This is a genomic window from Salmonella sp. 5800, assembly GCF_046558195.1.
Classification (GTDB): domain Bacteria; phylum Pseudomonadota; class Gammaproteobacteria; order Enterobacterales; family Enterobacteriaceae; genus Salmonella; species Salmonella enterica.
Map to the genome: position 1 here is coordinate 426,576 of NZ_JBGDOX010000002.1, position 15,532 is coordinate 442,107.

The 15,532-nt window shown below is 51.2% G+C and carries 14 protein-coding genes, 1 tRNA gene and 3 pseudogenes; 4 read left to right on the forward strand and 14 right to left on the reverse strand.

Annotation, left to right across the window (positions count from 1 at the left end; genetic code table 11):
- Window positions 1-119: 119 nt before the first annotated feature.
- From ACLJZ5_RS07035 to ACLJZ5_RS07050, 4 genes and pseudogenes are all read right to left on the reverse strand, one after another.
- Entirely contained in the window at window positions 120-1,358 is a 1,239-nt protein-coding gene (locus ACLJZ5_RS07035; protein WP_077914073.1) for an MFS transporter, read from the reverse strand.
- A 340-nt stretch (window positions 1,359-1,698) separates the two neighbouring features.
- Window positions 1,699-2,022 carry a DUF1889 family protein gene (locus tag ACLJZ5_RS07040; protein WP_001573898.1) on the reverse strand — a complete coding sequence of 108 codons (324 nt, stop codon included), beginning with the start codon at window positions 2,020-2,022 and terminating at the stop codon, window positions 1,699-1,701.
- A gap of 109 nt (window positions 2,023-2,131) precedes the next feature.
- Window positions 2,132-2,207 (reverse strand): annotated as a pseudogene (locus tag ACLJZ5_RS07045) (diol dehydratase reactivase ATPase-like domain-containing protein); the annotation flags it as partial.
- Window positions 2,208-2,573, reverse strand: a pseudogene (locus ACLJZ5_RS07050) (diol dehydratase reactivase ATPase-like domain-containing protein); the annotation flags it as partial.
- A 66-nt stretch (window positions 2,574-2,639) separates the two neighbouring features.
- Here ACLJZ5_RS07050 and ACLJZ5_RS07055 point away from each other — a divergent pair.
- Together ACLJZ5_RS07055 and ACLJZ5_RS07060 are read left to right on the forward strand one after the other, a co-directional pair.
- Window positions 2,640-2,939 (forward strand): IS3 family transposase, encoded by a 300-nt coding sequence (locus ACLJZ5_RS07055; RefSeq protein WP_024798025.1) that lies wholly within the window; start codon window positions 2,640-2,642, stop codon window positions 2,937-2,939.
- Between the two features lie 3 nt (window positions 2,940-2,942).
- On the forward strand, window positions 2,943-3,803 hold the full coding sequence (locus ACLJZ5_RS07060; protein WP_254889312.1) for an IS3 family transposase: 861 nt from the start codon (window positions 2,943-2,945) through the stop codon (window positions 3,801-3,803).
- 17 nt (window positions 3,804-3,820) lie between these two features.
- On the opposite strand, the pseudogene ACLJZ5_RS07065 reads toward ACLJZ5_RS07060, so the two are convergent.
- From ACLJZ5_RS07065 to proB, 4 genes and pseudogenes are all read right to left on the reverse strand, one after another.
- A pseudogene (locus ACLJZ5_RS07065) lies at window positions 3,821-4,075 on the reverse strand (Arm DNA-binding domain-containing protein); the annotation flags it as partial.
- Between the two features lie 163 nt (window positions 4,076-4,238).
- Window positions 4,239-4,314: transfer RNA gene (locus ACLJZ5_RS07070), tRNA-Thr, on the reverse strand.
- Between the two features lie 115 nt (window positions 4,315-4,429).
- On the reverse strand, window positions 4,430-5,680 hold the full coding sequence (proA, locus tag ACLJZ5_RS07075; RefSeq protein WP_024798026.1) for a glutamate-5-semialdehyde dehydrogenase: 1,251 nt from the start codon (window positions 5,678-5,680) through the stop codon (window positions 4,430-4,432).
- 11 nt (window positions 5,681-5,691) lie between these two features.
- Window positions 5,692-6,795, reverse strand: a complete 1,104-nt coding sequence (gene proB / locus ACLJZ5_RS07080; RefSeq protein ID WP_001285275.1) for a glutamate 5-kinase — start codon at window positions 6,793-6,795, stop codon at window positions 5,692-5,694.
- Window positions 6,796-7,077: 282 nt separating this feature from the next.
- On the opposite strand from proB, the gene phoE reads away from it, so the two are divergent.
- On the forward strand, window positions 7,078-8,130 hold the full coding sequence (phoE, locus tag ACLJZ5_RS07085) for a phosphoporin PhoE (protein WP_023197136.1): 1,053 nt from the start codon (window positions 7,078-7,080) through the stop codon (window positions 8,128-8,130).
- A gap of 50 nt (window positions 8,131-8,180) precedes the next feature.
- Here the strand turns inward: phoE and crl are convergent, their stop codons facing one another.
- The 3 genes from crl to gpt form a co-directional block, all read right to left on the reverse strand.
- Window positions 8,181-8,582, reverse strand: coding sequence for a sigma factor-binding protein Crl (gene crl, locus ACLJZ5_RS07090; protein WP_000174693.1), 402 nt, complete (start codon window positions 8,580-8,582; stop codon window positions 8,181-8,183).
- Between the two features lie 57 nt (window positions 8,583-8,639).
- Entirely contained in the window at window positions 8,640-9,884 is a 1,245-nt protein-coding gene (gene frsA, locus ACLJZ5_RS07095) for an esterase FrsA (protein ID WP_000189586.1), read from the reverse strand.
- An 88-nt stretch (window positions 9,885-9,972) separates the two neighbouring features.
- On the reverse strand, window positions 9,973-10,431 hold the full coding sequence (gene gpt / locus ACLJZ5_RS07100; RefSeq protein WP_001292018.1) for a xanthine phosphoribosyltransferase: 459 nt from the start codon (window positions 10,429-10,431) through the stop codon (window positions 9,973-9,975).
- Between the two features lie 248 nt (window positions 10,432-10,679).
- Here gpt and pepD point away from each other — a divergent pair, with 248 nt between their 5' ends.
- The gene (pepD, locus tag ACLJZ5_RS07105; RefSeq protein WP_024798027.1) at window positions 10,680-12,137 is read left to right on the forward strand and encodes a cytosol nonspecific dipeptidase; all 1,458 of its coding nucleotides are present in this window, start codon (window positions 10,680-10,682) and stop codon (window positions 12,135-12,137) included.
- 154 nt (window positions 12,138-12,291) lie between these two features.
- Here pepD and prfH read toward each other — a convergent pair whose 3' ends face one another.
- From prfH to dinB, 3 genes are all read right to left on the reverse strand, one after another.
- Entirely contained in the window at window positions 12,292-12,906 is a 615-nt protein-coding gene (gene prfH / locus ACLJZ5_RS07110; RefSeq protein ID WP_024798028.1) for a peptide chain release factor H, read from the reverse strand.
- Window positions 12,903-14,042, reverse strand: coding sequence for an RNA ligase RtcB family protein (locus ACLJZ5_RS07115; RefSeq protein ID WP_000528888.1), 1,140 nt, complete (start codon window positions 14,040-14,042; stop codon window positions 12,903-12,905). Before ACLJZ5_RS07115 ends, prfH begins: the two co-directional genes overlap by 4 nt.
- A gap of 218 nt (window positions 14,043-14,260) precedes the next feature.
- Window positions 14,261-15,316 (reverse strand): DNA polymerase IV, encoded by a 1,056-nt coding sequence (dinB, locus tag ACLJZ5_RS07120; RefSeq protein ID WP_001226199.1) that lies wholly within the window; start codon window positions 15,314-15,316, stop codon window positions 14,261-14,263.
- Window positions 15,317-15,532 lie beyond the last annotated feature (216 nt).

The following is a 15,532-nucleotide window of genomic DNA, read 5'->3' on the forward strand; positions in this document are numbered from 1 at the left end:
AGCAACGAATATCCGGGTAGCCAAATATTCACAGTTTAAGCTTTTAGCTATAGTGACACATTAATGAAAAAATGATGATTCCATTATGGAAAGTATAAAAACACACTTCGTGTCTATAATCAGAAACTCTCCTGAACTGACTGTTTTTTGATTTGCGGTTGTTTCTCATATTTTGCGAAAATAAACCGGCAGATAAATAATCCTATCCCCAGCATCATCAGACATGATGCCGCAATAGCATTCCATCCCTGCCAGGAGAAAAGATACCCGTTTAAATACCCCATTACTGCACCGCCAGAGTAGTAGCAAAGCAGATAAAACGATGTCGCCTGTCCTTTTGCGTTTGGACTCCGTGAACTGACCCAGGCTAATACGGTGGAATGAGCAGAGAAAAATGCGACTGACAGTAAAACGATACCTGAAATGAAAACCCACAGAGAAGGGGCGATTAGCGTGAGAAATGCACCGACCATCATACAGATGATCAGCATACTGAGCGCATTCATCGACCCAATATTCAACGCGACACGGGCAGCATATGGCGCAAGAAAAAAAGTTAATGAGAAGCTAACTGGAATCAAACCTATCCAGGTGTAGCTCAGCTCATAAGGCGGTCGATGCAGGTAAAACGCCAGAAAATTAAAGATGGACGTAAAAGAGCCGAAAAGAATAAATCCAATGACAAAACATAATGATACGCGGATATTCTTAAAATGTTCCAACCCGCCTTTCAACACTGCACCAAGCTGTAGTGAAGGTGTAGGAACAAACTGTCGGGATGTCGGGAGAAACAACTTCACCGCGAGTGCCATAGCAATCAGAACACCACCGAAGATAAAGAAAATCGTATCTATAGATACATGCTCCATCATCAAAGTTGCAAACACACGACCAGACATACTCCCTAGCGAATTGCCAAAAATAAAATATCCAGTAACAATCCCTGCCAAAGCAGAAGAGACTTCTTCACTGATATAGACTGTAACGGCCGCCGTAATACCACTTACTGCAATGCCGAGCAAAGCGCGGTATACCACCAGCATCGGCCATGATGATGCAGTTGCGCACAATAGAGTTAAAATACCTCCTGCCAGCAGCGAATAAAAAATGATTGGCTTTCGCCCAAAACGGTCAGATAACGTGCCGCTAAATAACATGGCTAATGCCAGAAACCCCACCTCAGCAGACAAAATCATCCCTACCTGATTCAATGGGATATTATAAACCTCACTTAACTTTGGTAATAAAGCCTGGATTGAATATAAAGAAGCTAACTCTGCCAAACCCGCCAGAGGTAATATCATTAAAATAGGCAAGTACTTACCTATTGTCTCTTCAATATTATTTTTCATACACAATGTTCCGTAAAAGATCCTGATTTCCATCTGCCTGTTTGCCAACAAACATCCGTGTATACAATATTTATCTTTTACGTTTACAGAATTGACAGCGTTCACATTTTATTTTTCTTAATAGAGACGAAATGGAATCAAGTGTTTTATGAAATGTAGATCATCTAAGAATGACGCGGTAATGGCAACGTAGTAAGTTATGAACTATATATTTATTCAATAAATATATAGACATTAATTTGACGAAAAGAAATGAATCGGCAGTCCAAAACTGTCACTGGCAACCCTTCTGGACGCCGCCATCCTTAGATGGAAACGTCCGTTAGCGTTTTATTCGATAGTCAGCTCACACGAGTTCTTTGAGCTGCTCCTGCATATAGGTCGAAAAATACTCTGGGTTTTTGATAAGGATGCGGTTACCGGAGGCGACTTTTTCTGCCCATCCGGCCACTTTTTTCGTGAACTCAGGATTCCATCCCTCCTGCTCACCCCTTGCCATCACAACTTCCGGACTCGCTGGCACACCTAAGTCATGCAAATACTTTAGAATTCCCTTAGCGGTGCTTTCATCCATTGAATGGGGTACTGACGCCGAAGTGTTCATACCACCAATAAAATCCAAGGCTTTTTCAATTGCTGTTGGCATGCTCTTATCCTTAAAATTAACCACGTGAGAGACACCTTGATACTATGTACCCAACTCCGCCGGGATATCAAAGAGAACATCGCCTTTCTTTGACTTACCCCGCAGCTAAACGCTTGCGCGGCTGTTTTCTGCACTATTTTTTGGCTTCTCCGGCTAAAACCAGCCCGGTCGCCACCGCATTGCGCGGTCCTTCAGTACCACGGATATTACCCTGCCCGGCGACAACGCTGTACTACGCCATCGTTATTGATAATGGCGGCATCGGTGGATCCTGCGCCTAAATCGAGGATCGCCAGCGGAGCGGCGCATCCAGGCGTCGTTAACGCGCCAGCCACAGCCATGTTGGCTTCCACACCACCGACTTCAACTGGGGTATTTAACCGGGCGCTTAGCTCGCTGGCGATAGCCTGCATCTGTAAGCGATCGGATTTCACCATCGCCGCAATGCCAACGGCGTTTTCCATTGAACATTCCCCGGCAATGCCACCCTGCACCGCGCGGGGAATAAACGTATCCACCGCCAGAAGATCCTGGATATGCACGGCGTTCATGTCATGACCGGTCAGCGAGGCCATTGATCTTACCCAGCAATAGTGGACACGCGACTAAGTGAGTAAACTCACAAGTAAGAAGTGACTCACATGACAAAACCAGCATCAACCACCAAAAAGCCACGCAAGCAGCACACGCCTGAATTTCGTCAGGAAGCCCTGAAACTGGCTGAACGCATTGGGGTGGCCGCTGCCGCCAGCGAACTTAACCTGTATGAATCACAGCTCTACAACTGGCGAAGCAAACAGCAAAATCAGCTCTCTTCTTCTGAACGCGAGCAGGAGATGTCCGCTGAGATCGCCCGTCTGAAACGTCAACTGGCAGAACGGGATGAGGAACTGGCCATTCTCCAGAAGGCCGCGACATACTTCGCGAAGCGCCTGAAATGAAGTATGTCTTCATCGAAAACCATCAGGCTGAGTTCAATATCAAAGCCATGTGCCGTGTATTATCAGGTTGCCCGTAGCGGCTGGTACGTCTGGCATCAGCGTCGTCATCAGATAAACCGGCGTCAGCGGTTCCGCCTTGTCTGTGATAACGTCGTCCGGGAAGCATTCAGTGACGCAAAACAACGCTATGGTGCGCCACGCCTGACGGATGAGCTTCGTGCTCAGGGTTACCAGTTCAACGTGAAAACCGTGGCGGCCAGCCTGCGTCGGCAGGGGCTGCGGGCGAAAGCCTCGCGCCGGTTCCGTCCGGTCAGTTACCGCAAACATGGTCTGCCAGTCTCAGAGAATCTGCTGAAGCAGGACTTTTACGCCAGCGGCCCGAATCAGAAGTGGGTGGGTGACATCACGTATCTTCGCACTGGTGAAGGCTGGCTTTATCTGGCCGTGGTTATCGATCTGTGGTCGCGGTCAGTCATTGGCTGGTCGATGTCCTCGCGGATGACAGCACAGCTTGCCTGCGATGCGTTACAGATGGCGCTGTGGCGGCGTAAATGTCCGGAAAATGTCATCGTGCAGACAGACAGAGGCGGTCAGTACTGTTCAACGGATTACCAGAGCTTACTGAAACGCCATAATCTGCGGGGAAGTATGAGCGCCAGAGGTTGTTGTTACGACAATGCCTGTGCGGAAAGCTTCTTCCATACGCTGAGGGTGGAATGTATCCACGGAGAGGACTTTGTCAGCCGGGAAATAATGCGGACAGCAGTGTTTAATTATAGTGAGTGTGATTACAATCGGTGGCGTCGTCACAGTGCCTGTGGCGGTCTCAGTCCGGAACAATTTGAAAACCAGAACCTCGCTTAGGGTTGTGCCCATATTACGCGGGTAGGATCACAGCTCTTTCCTTCTGCCACAAGTTTTCGGGCATCATCACGACGAGAACTGACATCTGCAAGTGTGATCGTCGGATACACACCCAGCGAGATCATTTTTGGCTTACCGGCAAAACGATAACGGAACCGCCAGCTCTTGCTTCCATTAGGTTCAATTAGCAATGACAACCCTTGCCCATCTCCGAATGTATAGGCTTTAGTTTCAGGCTTAGCGCGGCGAATCTGCATATCGTTTAAAGGCATGTGGATAGGAATCCAAGACCGAACAGGAACATATACACAATCCTATACACATTCAGTGTCGGATTCTACTGGATGGTTACGGACGGTGATGGACAAAAAAGCAATAAAGTCGTTATGAATCAGTGTATTTATGGATGAATACGGACGTTTGAGGAACTTGAGATGGTGCCGATAATAGGAGTCGAACCTACGACCTTCGCATTACGAATGCGCTGCTCTACCAACTGAGCTATATCGGCCCTGAGAAGGGTGTGTTCACGCGGGTGAATCACGGGGTAGAAGGTTAAAACTAACCGGGCGGTGCGTCAATAGCCTTGCTACTCAACCGGCTATTTTTGCACCGCTCGTCATTAATTACGCACGAATCGTACCATCGCCAAAGCCTATCCACTTATAGGTGGTAAGCGCTTCAAGCCCCATCGGACCGCGGGCATGTAATTTCTGCGTGCTGACCGCCACTTCTGCGCCAAGCCCAAACTGCCCGCCATCGGTAAAACGGGTAGAGGCGTTGACATAAACCGCAGCGGAATCCACTTCGTTCACGAAACGCGCAGCATTATGCATATCGCACGTTAAAATCGCATCGGAGTGCTGAGTACCATGTTCGCGAATGTGGGCGATAGCGCCATCCATATTTTCGACCACCACAACGTTCAGATCCAGAGACAGAAACTCGTTATCCAGCTCTTCCGGTTTCAGCGGCACCAGTTTGGCAGGGCCATGCAGTACCTGCATGACGGTTTCATCCCCATGCAACGTCACGCCGCTCTCCGCCATCTGCTTGCTCAGCGCAGGCAAAAAGCGTTCTGCGATGTCCTGATGCACCAGCAAGGTTTCCACCGTGTTACAGGTGCTCGGGCGCTGGGTTTTGGCGTTGACGATAATCTTCAGCGCCGGGGCGATGTCTGCGCTGCTATCGACAAAAATATGGCACACGCCAATCCCGCCGGTAATCACCGGAATGGTGGATTGCTCGCGGCACAGTTTATGCAAGCCTGCGCCGCCGCGCGGGATCAGCATATCGATGTACTTATCCATACGCAGCATTTCATTGACCAGCGAACGATCCGGATTATCAATCGCCTGAACCGCTGCCTCCGGTAAACCGCAAGCTTTCAGCGCCTTCTGAATGACACGAACGGTTGCGGCATTCGTGCGATGCGTCTCTTTCCCACCGCGTAGAATCACCGCATTACCGGTTTTCAGACACAAAGAAGCCACATCAACGGTAACGTTCGGACGCGCCTCATAGATAACGCCAACCACGCCCAACGGCACGCGGCGGCGCTCCAGACGCAGGCCGCTGTCCAGCAGACCGCCGTCGATCACCTGCCCGACCGGGTCGGCGAGATTACAGACCTGGCGCACATCGTCAGCAATCGCTTTCAGACGCGCAGGGGTCAGCGCCAGGCGGTCCAGCATCGCTTCGCTCAGGCCGTTGGCTCGCGCCTGCTCAACATCTTGTACATTCGCGCTGAGGATACTTTCCATTTGCGCTTCCAGTTCATCGGCTATTTTTTCCAGCACGCGATTTTTTTCGCAGCTGGAGAGCAGCGCCAGCTTATACGACGCCGCTTTAGCAGCAATGCCCATTTGTTCCAGCATATGCCTGTTCCTTATCGAGTAATCATGTCATCACGATGAACAGCGACCGGGCCATATTCATAGCCCAGAATCGCATCGATTTGTTGAGAGTGGTGGCCGGCTATCCGCCGCAGAGCATCACTGTTATAACGGCTGACGCCATGAGCGATATCACGCCCTTGCAGGTTACAAATTCTGATGACCTCCCCCCGCGAGAAATTGCCCGTCACGCTTTTGATGCCTTTTGGCAGAAGTGAACTGCCACGTTCCAGCATTGCCGCGGTCGCACCTTCATCAACCGTAATTTCGCCTGCCGGCGGCGCCCCGAAGATCCAACGTTTGCGGTTCTCCAGCGGCGAGGCTTGCGCATGAAAACGGGTGCCGACGGAAATCCCCTCCATCACATCGCCGATCACGCCCGGTTTACTGCCTGAGGCAATAATCGTATCAATACCCGCGCGACAGGCCACGTCTGCCGCCTGAAGCTTAGTGCTCATACCACCGGTCCCCAGTCCGGAAACGCTGTCTCCCGCGATAGAGCGCAGCGCATCGTCAACGCCATACACATCTTTGATAAGCTCCGCCTGCGGATTGCTACGCGGATCGGCGGTAAATAATCCTTGCTGATCGGTCAGCAGCAGCAGTTTATCCGCGCCTGCCAGGATCGCAGCCAGCGCGGAGAGGTTATCGTTATCGCCCACTTTAATTTCCGCTGTCGCAACGGCATCATTTTCATTGATAACCGGCACAATATGGTTATCCAGTAATGCACGCAGCGTATCGCGGGCGTTCAGAAAGCGCTCTCTGTCTTCCATATCCGCACGCGTCAACAGCATCTGCCCGATATGGATACCGTAAATTGAAAACAACTGCTCCCACAGTTGAATCAGGCGGCTTTGCCCTACCGCCGCCAGAAGCTGTTTAGAGGCGATCGTTGCCGGCAGTTCCGGGTAGCCGAGATGTTCACGTCCGGCGGCAATCGCGCCAGAGGTAACAATAACAATACGATGTCCCGCGGCGTGTAGCTGCGCGCACTGGCGGACAAGTTCTACGATATGGGCACGGTTCAGGCGGCGCGATCCGCCTGTTAGCACGCTGGTGCCGAGTTTTACGACCAGCGTCTGGCTGTCACTCATGATTCTCTGCCGTTCAAAATAAGAAATAAAGACCAAATGAACGTTTTAGCAGGACTGGCTCCGGTTGCCAACAACCTGTACGCGTAGCGTGAAATTTTGTTGCGCAGGATCAGCAAGCGTAGCGGCAGAATTTGACCATTTTATTACCGCAACAATTAAACATATTTTTTTAAAAAAATTCTCACTTTGTCATAAATCTTTCATTACCGAACGTTAAAAACCTTCCTGTTTTTTACCGGGTCTCCCGACAAATCATAGCGCGTAATTAAAACAGGAATGGAAATGAATAAGAGCACTCTGGCAATAGTGGTGAGTATCATCGCATCAGCATCTGTTCACGCCGCCGAGGTTTACAATAAAAACGGTAATAAGCTTGATGTGTATGGAAAAGTTAAAGCCATGCACTATATGAGCGATTATGACAGCAAAGATGGCGATCAAAGCTACGTTCGTTTTGGTTTTAAAGGCGAAACGCAAATTAACGATCAATTGACCGGCTACGGGCGCTGGGAAGCTGAGTTTGCCGCTAATAAAGCCGAAAGTGATTCGTCCCAGCAAAAAACCCGCCTGGCCTTTGCTGGTCTGAAATTAAAAGATATCGGTTCTTTTGACTATGGACGTAACCTGGGCGCGCTGTACGATGTTGAGGCCTGGACGGATATGTTTCCCGAATTCGGCGGCGACTCTTCCGCCCAGACCGATAATTTTATGACTAAACGCGCCAGCGGGCTGGCGACTTACCGCAATACCGATTTCTTCGGCATCGTTGATGGACTGGATCTTACCTTACAGTATCAGGGGAAAAACGAAGATCGCGATGTGAAAAAGCAAAACGGCGACGGCTTCGGCACATCCGTGAGCTATGATTTCGGCGGCAGCGATTTTGCCGTCAGCGGCGCTTATACTCTCTCCGATCGCACCAGGGAGCAAAATCTGCAGCGCCGCGGTACGGGCGATAAAGCCGAAGCCTGGGCTACGGGTGTAAAGTATGACGCGAATGATATTTATATTGCGACTTTCTATTCAGAAACCCGCAACATGACGCCAGTTTCCGGCGGATTTGCCAATAAAACCCAAAATTTCGAAGCGGTTATCCAGTATCAGTTTGATTTTGGTCTGCGTCCGTCATTAGGCTATGTGCTGTCAAAAGGCAAAGATATTGAGGGCGTCGGCAGTGAGGATTTGGTGAATTACATTGACGTTGGCGCAACCTATTACTTCAACAAAAATATGTCCGCGTTTGTAGATTACAAAATCAATCAGCTTGATAGCGATAACACGTTAGGCATTAATGACGATGATATTGTGGCAATAGGGTTGACCTACCAGTTCTGATAAGTCGCATTGTGCCTGATGGCGCTACGCCATCAGGCATGGCAGCAGGGTTATGCCGACAGTTTTACCGGCTCGTCGTTGAAATCGTCAGACGGCTCCAGCGCCAGCTCCATAGAAATCAGCAGGTCGCGTAGCTTTTCATGAAACTCGCGTAGCGTGTATTCCAGTCGCTCCACCACTTCGGTTTCGTTAATCGGCACTGCGGTCCAGTTGCCCTCTTTATCAAACAAACCAAACTGATAACGATAAGTGAAGCGTTTCTCTTGTGCTTCCAGCTCCATCCACCAGCCCCAAAATTCACGCTTCTCTGGCGCGGGCTTCACGTTGACGCAAACTGCCAGGCAATCGAAAAAAAAACGATTGTCTTCACACTGCCCTTCCCGGATATAGGGGCCAAGCGCGGTAAATTTCTTGATCAATCTACTTTTCGGGTGTCCACTCGGTAACGTCATTGCGATCTCCTTTAATGAAGCAACTGTTTTACCAAATCAATAGAATTTATCAATCTATTAACACAATCTATGATTAATCCAGTCGGTAATTTCTTGCAGCGCGTGGTCAAAATTGCGGTACACCGGGTTAAAAGGGATCTCTATCAGCTTACCGTCTGAAGATGATGTTGTAATTAAGCGAGACTCTTCTTCCGGGCTGAAGGGATCGTTTTTCCAGAAGCCGGAAAGCATTGGCGTAGGACAACGTCTGCCCAGTAGCCCCTGTACTTTCAACGAATAGCGATTGAGCTCCACACGCAGCGCCTCATCCGAAGCATCATGCATACCCAGACGGCTGGCCAGCACATCCAGATACATCTCCGGCACCGTGCTCTGTCGTTGCGGATCGCTAAGTAGCGCATGGACCACCGGCCCCAGGCAAGCCACCGCTTTCAAACGCGGCGCTTCCAGATAGGCCAGACGCACCGCAACATTGGCGCCAAAACGGAAACCAAACGCCGCAACACGGGTATGATCCACCCAGGGGACATTAGGAAGCGCTTTTAACACATGCTGGTGGAGCAAGCTGGAATCCTGGGTTAATTTCCACTTTGATGAAAATCCAACCGAAGGCATATCAAGCGTTAACATCGCAATACCGCGCGGCGCGAAATAGCGTTCATACAGGGTGTAATAGTCGGTTTGCATGGCGTCCAGGCCGCCGCACATGAGCACCGTCGGAAACGGACCATCCCCTTTCGGCATATGTAAAAACGCGGTGACAGGCGAACCGCCAGGAACGGCAAATTCCATTTCACGTAACGAGCCGGGCAACCGCTGCGCGGCCTCTTCATAGGCGCGATTCGCCAGCGCCTGCGCCTGCTCCGCCAGCTCATCGCCCTTCAAATGCGGGTAGGCGGCAATATTATAGAGCGTTGAAGCATGAAGCCAGTAGCGTCCGCTGCGCATGGCGTCCTGTTCCTGACAGGCTTTCTGCTGCCAGTCCATCGCCTGCTTTGCCCACTCATAAATCCAGTTGCCGCCGCGGTAACCGATGACCGTATCGTATAAATCATCATCCGTTCGCTCTGCGTCGCTCATCACAATACGCGCCTGCACATCAAGGATTTCTCGTGGATCAACGCCGCGCCAAATCCACATCAGGCGGTTTATCATGCGATACCAGTGCGGGACGTTCTTACCGTCCAGCGCGGATTGCATGGGCGGCTGCGACCCACGATTGAACCGACGGACAAGGGTAGACGTTTCAGTATGTTTAAAGCGGGGTTTGAACAGGGTTTCGCTGAGGTTAGCCTGTGTCATTCGTGCAGCCTCCTTGGATACTCATAGAGGCTTATTGTAACCAATAAAACAGCGCCCGGCATTGCCGGGCGCTCTGAAAAGCTGCTGATTAACGACCTGAAATCGGCGGTACAAATACCACACCCATATCCCAGGGCTGCTCAATCCAGGTGTTCTGAGGAATATCAATAACATAATCATCAACCAGCGGACGGCCCGCCGGTTTAGCGAAAATCGTGACGAAATGCGCTTTAGGGTACATTTCGCGAATCGCGACGGCGGTGCCGCCGGTATCGACCAGATCGTCGATGACGATAAAGCCTTCGCCGTCGCCTTCTGCACGTTTCAGCACTTTCAGTTCGCGCTGGTTATCGTGATCGTAGCTGGAGATGCATACGGTATCGACATGACGAATGCCCAATTCACGCGCCAGTAGTGCGCCCGGTACAAGGCCGCCACGACTTACGGCAATAATGCCTTTCCATTGTTCTGAAGGCATGAGGCGGCTCGCCAGTTTGCGTGCGTGAATCTGCAACATGTCCCAGGTGACGACGTATTTTTCGCTCATGTGAAGTGTCCCAGCCTGTTTATCTACGGCTTAAAAAGTGTTCGAGGGGGAAATAGTTGCGCGAGATTATAGAGACCTGACGCGCTAAAAACCAGTGTTTAGCGGAATCCACGCCTCTTTTTGTATGCTTTATACTACCCGCAGGCGGAGAAAGTGGTATTCTCAGTCGCATCTCGTAAGAGTTATCAATTCCGCTAACCCTGTGGCCTGTAAGAACGTTTTTCAGACCACCGCCAAGGAGACTTATCGTGTCTGAACTGTCTCAGTTATCACCACAACCTTTGTGGGATATTTTTGCCAAAATCTGTTCTATTCCTCACCCGTCCTATCACGAAGAGCAACTCGCGGAACATATTGTGAGTTGGGCCAAAGAGAAAGGCCTTTACGTGGATCGCGACCAGGTCGGTAATATTCTGATCCGTAAGCCCGCCACTGCAGGTATGGAAAATCGCAAGCCGGTCGTTTTACAGGCGCATCTGGATATGGTGCCGCAAAAAAATAGCGACACCGTTCACGACTTCGCTACAGATCCTATCCAGCCTTATATTGATGGCGAATGGGTTAAAGCGCGCGGTACTACGCTCGGCGCCGACAATGGTATTGGAATGGCTTCTGCGTTAGCGGTACTGGCTGATGATAATGTCGTCCATGGCCCGCTGGAAGTGCTGCTGACCATGACCGAAGAAGCCGGCATGGATGGCGCGTTCGGCCTCCAGTCCGGCTGGTTGCAGGCCGACATCCTGATCAACACCGACTCTGAAGAAGAAGGTGAGATCTATATGGGCTGCGCAGGCGGCATCGATTTTACCTCTAATCTGCCGTTGACCCGTGAAGCTGTACCCGCAGGATTTGCATGCTTTAAGCTAACCCTGAAAGGCCTGAAAGGCGGCCACTCCGGTGGTGAAATTCACCTCGGCCTTGGCAATGCCAACAAATTGCTGGCGCGTTTTCTGGCCGGGCACGCAGAAGAACTGGATCTGCGTCTGATCGATTTCAACGGCGGCACGCTGCGTAACGCGATTCCGCGCGAAGCGTTCGCTACCCTCGCCGTTGCCGCAGACAACGTAGGCGTGCTGAAAACATTAGTGAACGCTTACCAGGATATTCTGAAAAACGAACTGGCGGAAAAAGAGAAAAACCTGACGCTGCAACTCAATGAGGTTGCCAGTGATAAAGCCGCATTGACCGCGCCGTCACGCGATACCTTTGTGCGCCTGCTGAACGCAACGCCGAACGGCGTGATCCGCAATTCAGACGTGGCGAAAGGCGTAGTGGAAACATCGCTGAACGTTGGCGTGGTCACAATGTCTGATGCGAATGTCGAAATTCACTGCCTGATTCGCTCTCTTATCGACAGCGGTAAAGATTATGTGGTGAGTATGCTGGATTCGCTGGGCAAGCTGGCTGGCGCGAAAACCGAAGCAAAAGGCAGCTATCCTGGCTGGCAGCCCGATGCGAACTCGCCGGTCATGCACCTGGTGCGGGAAACCTATCAGCGTCTGTTCAACAAAACACCGAACATCCAGATTATCCACGCCGGCCTGGAATGCGGTCTGTTTAAGAAACCCTATCCGGATATGGACATGGTTTCTATTGGGCCTACCATTACCGGACCTCACTCTCCGGATGAGCAGGTACATATCGAAAGCGTCGGCCACTACTGGACTCTGCTGACCGAATTGCTGAAAGCGATTCCTGCGAAGTAAGAAAGCGCTAAAATGCCCGTCCCATTTCTGGACGGGCTATCAATATGGAATATCGGGTATCCATTGCCAGATAAGCTCTCCTGGATGCGCTGAATAGCGCTGCGGCTACACGCGAATAGCCAGACAGCCCTATAACAGCGCTGGTAGCACCGAATTATTGTGGCGTAAACGCCATTCCTTTAAATATCCGTAGCGGATTGCCGCGCTCAATCTGATGATGGAACAGACGCCTTTCAGACTTCAACGCCGCACACTCATTTTGCCGTTGCTGTTCCAGCCGCCAGGCAATCAGCAGCCGGGCCAGACGCTTATTCGCATGTTGACTGCGCTCCGACTGAACCTTCACGCTAATCCCGCTCGCCAGGTGCGTGGCCCGCACTGCCGAGTCGGTTTTATTAACGTGCTGCCCACCCGGGCCGGAAGAGCGCAAAGTCTCGAAACGAATCTCATCAGACTGTATGTGCTCGTCGGCGGAAAAGCGCCCAATGCCGACGTACCAGTTTTTTCGCCCATGGTGCGGGCGATACGGGCTGGTACAAATCCACAGTAACGTGCCGCACCAACGTTCACTGAAAGCCATAGCTTTTTCGCCGTCCAGCGAGACCAGCGCAGAACGCAGCGTGTCTGGTAATCGTCCCGGCTCTGTTTCAAGTCGCGTCAACGCTACCTTTTCTCTGGCAGCTTCTTTCGTCAGACAATCCAGCGCTTTTTTTACCGCCAGACAACACTCGTCCGGTCCCTGCGCAGAAGAAAGTTGCAGTAAGATCATGCGCTTTTCTCCCCTGAGGTTTTCAGCGTCAGCACCGGACGCAGGCAGGCAACTGGCGTAATCAGTCCGGCGTCTGCCAGACAATCCACAACGCTATCGATGGATTTATACGCCTGCGGCGCTTCTTCATAAATGAGCTGGCGATCGCGGCAAATCACCCGGCTACCCATCCCGGTACGGCAGAGCTGTCGCGGGGTAAATTTTGCCGATAACCGGTCTTTACACTCGGTACGCATCCATTTGCGCCCCGCGCCATGCGCCAGGGAGAAGAGGCTCTCCTCGCTGACGACGGGTTTCACCAGCCAGCTATAATCGCCGCGCGAGCCGGGGATAATCACCAGTCCCTGCCCATCTGGCGTAGCGCCTTTACGGTGCAGCCACCCCGCCTCACCCGCGACAGTACAGGGTTCAACGAAGTTATGCGCCACATCCAGCCGCGGTTCGCCCTCAGCCCTGAGCTGTTGCAGTATCCGGCGGGCAATCAGCGCGCGATTACTGCGGGCAAATGCCAGCGCATCGTCATGTTCTGCAAGGTAGCGGCGCGCATCGTCGCTATCTTCCGGCAAACCGTTATGCGAAAACGCCTCCACATGACGACGCAGGATAGCTTGCCCCAGACCGCGTGAACCACTGTGTACCAGCAGTAATAACTGCGCTTTTTGCAACCCCGACAAAGCGAACGAATCAGCATCGACGATGCGATCGACCTGCTGCAGCTCGGCAAAATGATTGCCGCCGCCAATGGAACCCAGCGCAGAGCGCCACGAATGATGCTGCATTGCGGCGGGGACATTCTCCTCCAGCCACTGCGCGTCCGCCACGTCAGGCAGCGACGCCAGCCGCTTCTCCAGTTTATCGGCGTTATATTTACGCCCTAAAATATCCGTTTGCCATAACGCCATGCCGCAGCCGATATCGTTGCCGACCAGCGCCGGATAAAAGCGTCCACGCGAGAAAAAGGCTGCGCCAATAGGATAGCCGCGCCCCGGATGCAGATCTGGCATCCCGATAACGCGTTTCATACCGGTTAACTTAGCCGTCGTATATAATTGTTGGATCGCGGAATCTTCGATCCACAGGTTATCTGATGCGATAGAAAATACCACATCTGATAAAGGACGAATATAATTGCCCATATACCATTCCATATATGAATTAAAAAATCAGGAAATGGCAGACTAATCCAGGGCAATAAAAGAAAATTAATCCTGGAAAGGTCTGCAAAGTGCGTTCAGAGAATAAAGTGTCATGATGAACCTCCTTTGCAGTTATTGAGAATGAGAAAACGCGGGTATAGTAATACTGAAATTTAGATGGCGCAATCGTAATAGTGATAAAATCTTAATAGCCTGACTTATAACCCTAACACCAACTGTCGTTCCAACTGAGGGTCGAGCAGCGTTACGTGTAACCCCACCAGCCGTACGCCGCGCTCGCCGCGACGCTCGTTCCAGGTTTTACGGGCGGTGGTAATTAAGTCTTCTTTATTTAATTGCGGCCAGACATGTTCCTGAGTGGTTTGCTGAAAATCATTAAATTTTAATTTAACGCCCTGTCGGGCAATCAGTAAATCGGGCTTTACTATAGCCAGACGACGCTCCAGTTCCGGATATAAATGTTCAATAATGGCCTCGCAGTCCGACCACTCATGAATATCCTCCGCCAGAGTACGCTCAACGCCTACCGATTTACGCAGCCTTTCGCTGTTAACATCACGCTCGTCAATACCCTGACTACGCTCCCATAATACCCGGCCAAATTTACCAAAGCGTTTGAGAAGCATCGCCAGATCGCACTGTTGAATATCCCCGCAGGTTCTTAACCCCATATTTTCCAGTTTGGCGGCGGAAACTTTCCCCACGCCTGGAATTTTGGCTAACGGCAACGTTTTAAGAAAGTCGGGTACATCGGCTGGCGTAATAACATATTGTCCGTTCGGTTTATTGAGATCGGAGGCGATCTTCGCCAGGAATTTCACTGGCGCAACGCCGGCGGAGGCGGTGAGTTGCAGTTCATTGAAAATAGTCTGACGAATCTCCCTGGCGATCAGAGTTGCCGAACCATAACAGTGCGGGCTGTCAGTCACATCCAGCCAGGCTTCATCCAGCGAGAGCGGTTCAATCAGTGAAGTGTAGCGGGAAAAGATGTCACGTACATGCCGCGAAGCCTCTTTATAGGCGTCAAAGCGGCCAGGCAGTAAGGTGAGATGGGGGCACAGCTTTAGCGCCATGGCGGTCGGCATCGCGCTGCGTACGCCAAACTGGCGCGCAGGATAGTTGGCGGTACTGATAACGCCTCTTCGCTCACGACTCCCGCCAATGGCAATGGGGATATCGCGTAACGCCGGATTATCACGCATCTCTACCGCGGCAAAAAAACAGTCCATATCAACATGTATGATTTTGCGCATCGCTCGCCCCCACAACACTGTTTAAGTGTACAGTATGTTTTATTGCGCGCAAAGATACATTCGCGTTAAAAATGCGACATATTCGAAGGTATGACGACGAAAGCGGCGGGAAAATTGTAAACGTACACACGGGGACTTGCGAAAAACTGCCGTGGTGCTAATGTGAGCGCTCCAAATCCAGATTACTCCGATTTGGGGACTCTTTTGCCGTTCTGG

What these genes read in the sequence shown, in the direction of transcription:
- ACLJZ5_RS07055 (WP_024798025.1), top strand. Translation starts at nt 2,640, where the DNA reads ATGACAAAACCAGCATCAACCACCAAAAAGCCACGCAAGCAGCACACG.
- ACLJZ5_RS07060 (WP_254889312.1), top strand. Translation starts at nt 2,943, where the DNA reads ATGTCTTCATCGAAAACCATCAGGCTGAGTTCAATATCAAAGCCATGT.
- proA (WP_024798026.1), bottom strand. Translation starts at nt 5,680, where the DNA reads ATGCTGGAACAAATGGGCATTGCTGCTAAAGCGGCGTCGTATAAGCTG.
- proB (WP_001285275.1), bottom strand. Translation starts at nt 6,795, where the DNA reads ATGAGTGACAGCCAGACGCTGGTCGTAAAACTCGGCACCAGCGTGCTA.
- phoE (WP_023197136.1), top strand. Translation starts at nt 7,078, where the DNA reads ATGAATAAGAGCACTCTGGCAATAGTGGTGAGTATCATCGCATCAGCA.
- crl (WP_000174693.1), bottom strand. Translation starts at nt 8,582, where the DNA reads ATGACGTTACCGAGTGGACACCCGAAAAGTAGATTGATCAAGAAATTT.
- frsA (WP_000189586.1), bottom strand. Translation starts at nt 9,884, where the DNA reads ATGACACAGGCTAACCTCAGCGAAACCCTGTTCAAACCCCGCTTTAAA.
- gpt (WP_001292018.1), bottom strand. Translation starts at nt 10,431, where the DNA reads ATGAGCGAAAAATACGTCGTCACCTGGGACATGTTGCAGATTCACGCA.
- prfH (WP_024798028.1), bottom strand. Translation starts at nt 12,906, where the DNA reads ATGATCTTACTGCAACTTTCTTCTGCGCAGGGACCGGACGAGTGTTGT.
- ACLJZ5_RS07115 (WP_000528888.1), bottom strand. Translation starts at nt 14,042, where the DNA reads ATGGGCAATTATATTCGTCCTTTATCAGATGTGGTATTTTCTATCGCA.
- dinB (WP_001226199.1), bottom strand. Translation starts at nt 15,316, where the DNA reads ATGCGCAAAATCATACATGTTGATATGGACTGTTTTTTTGCCGCGGTA.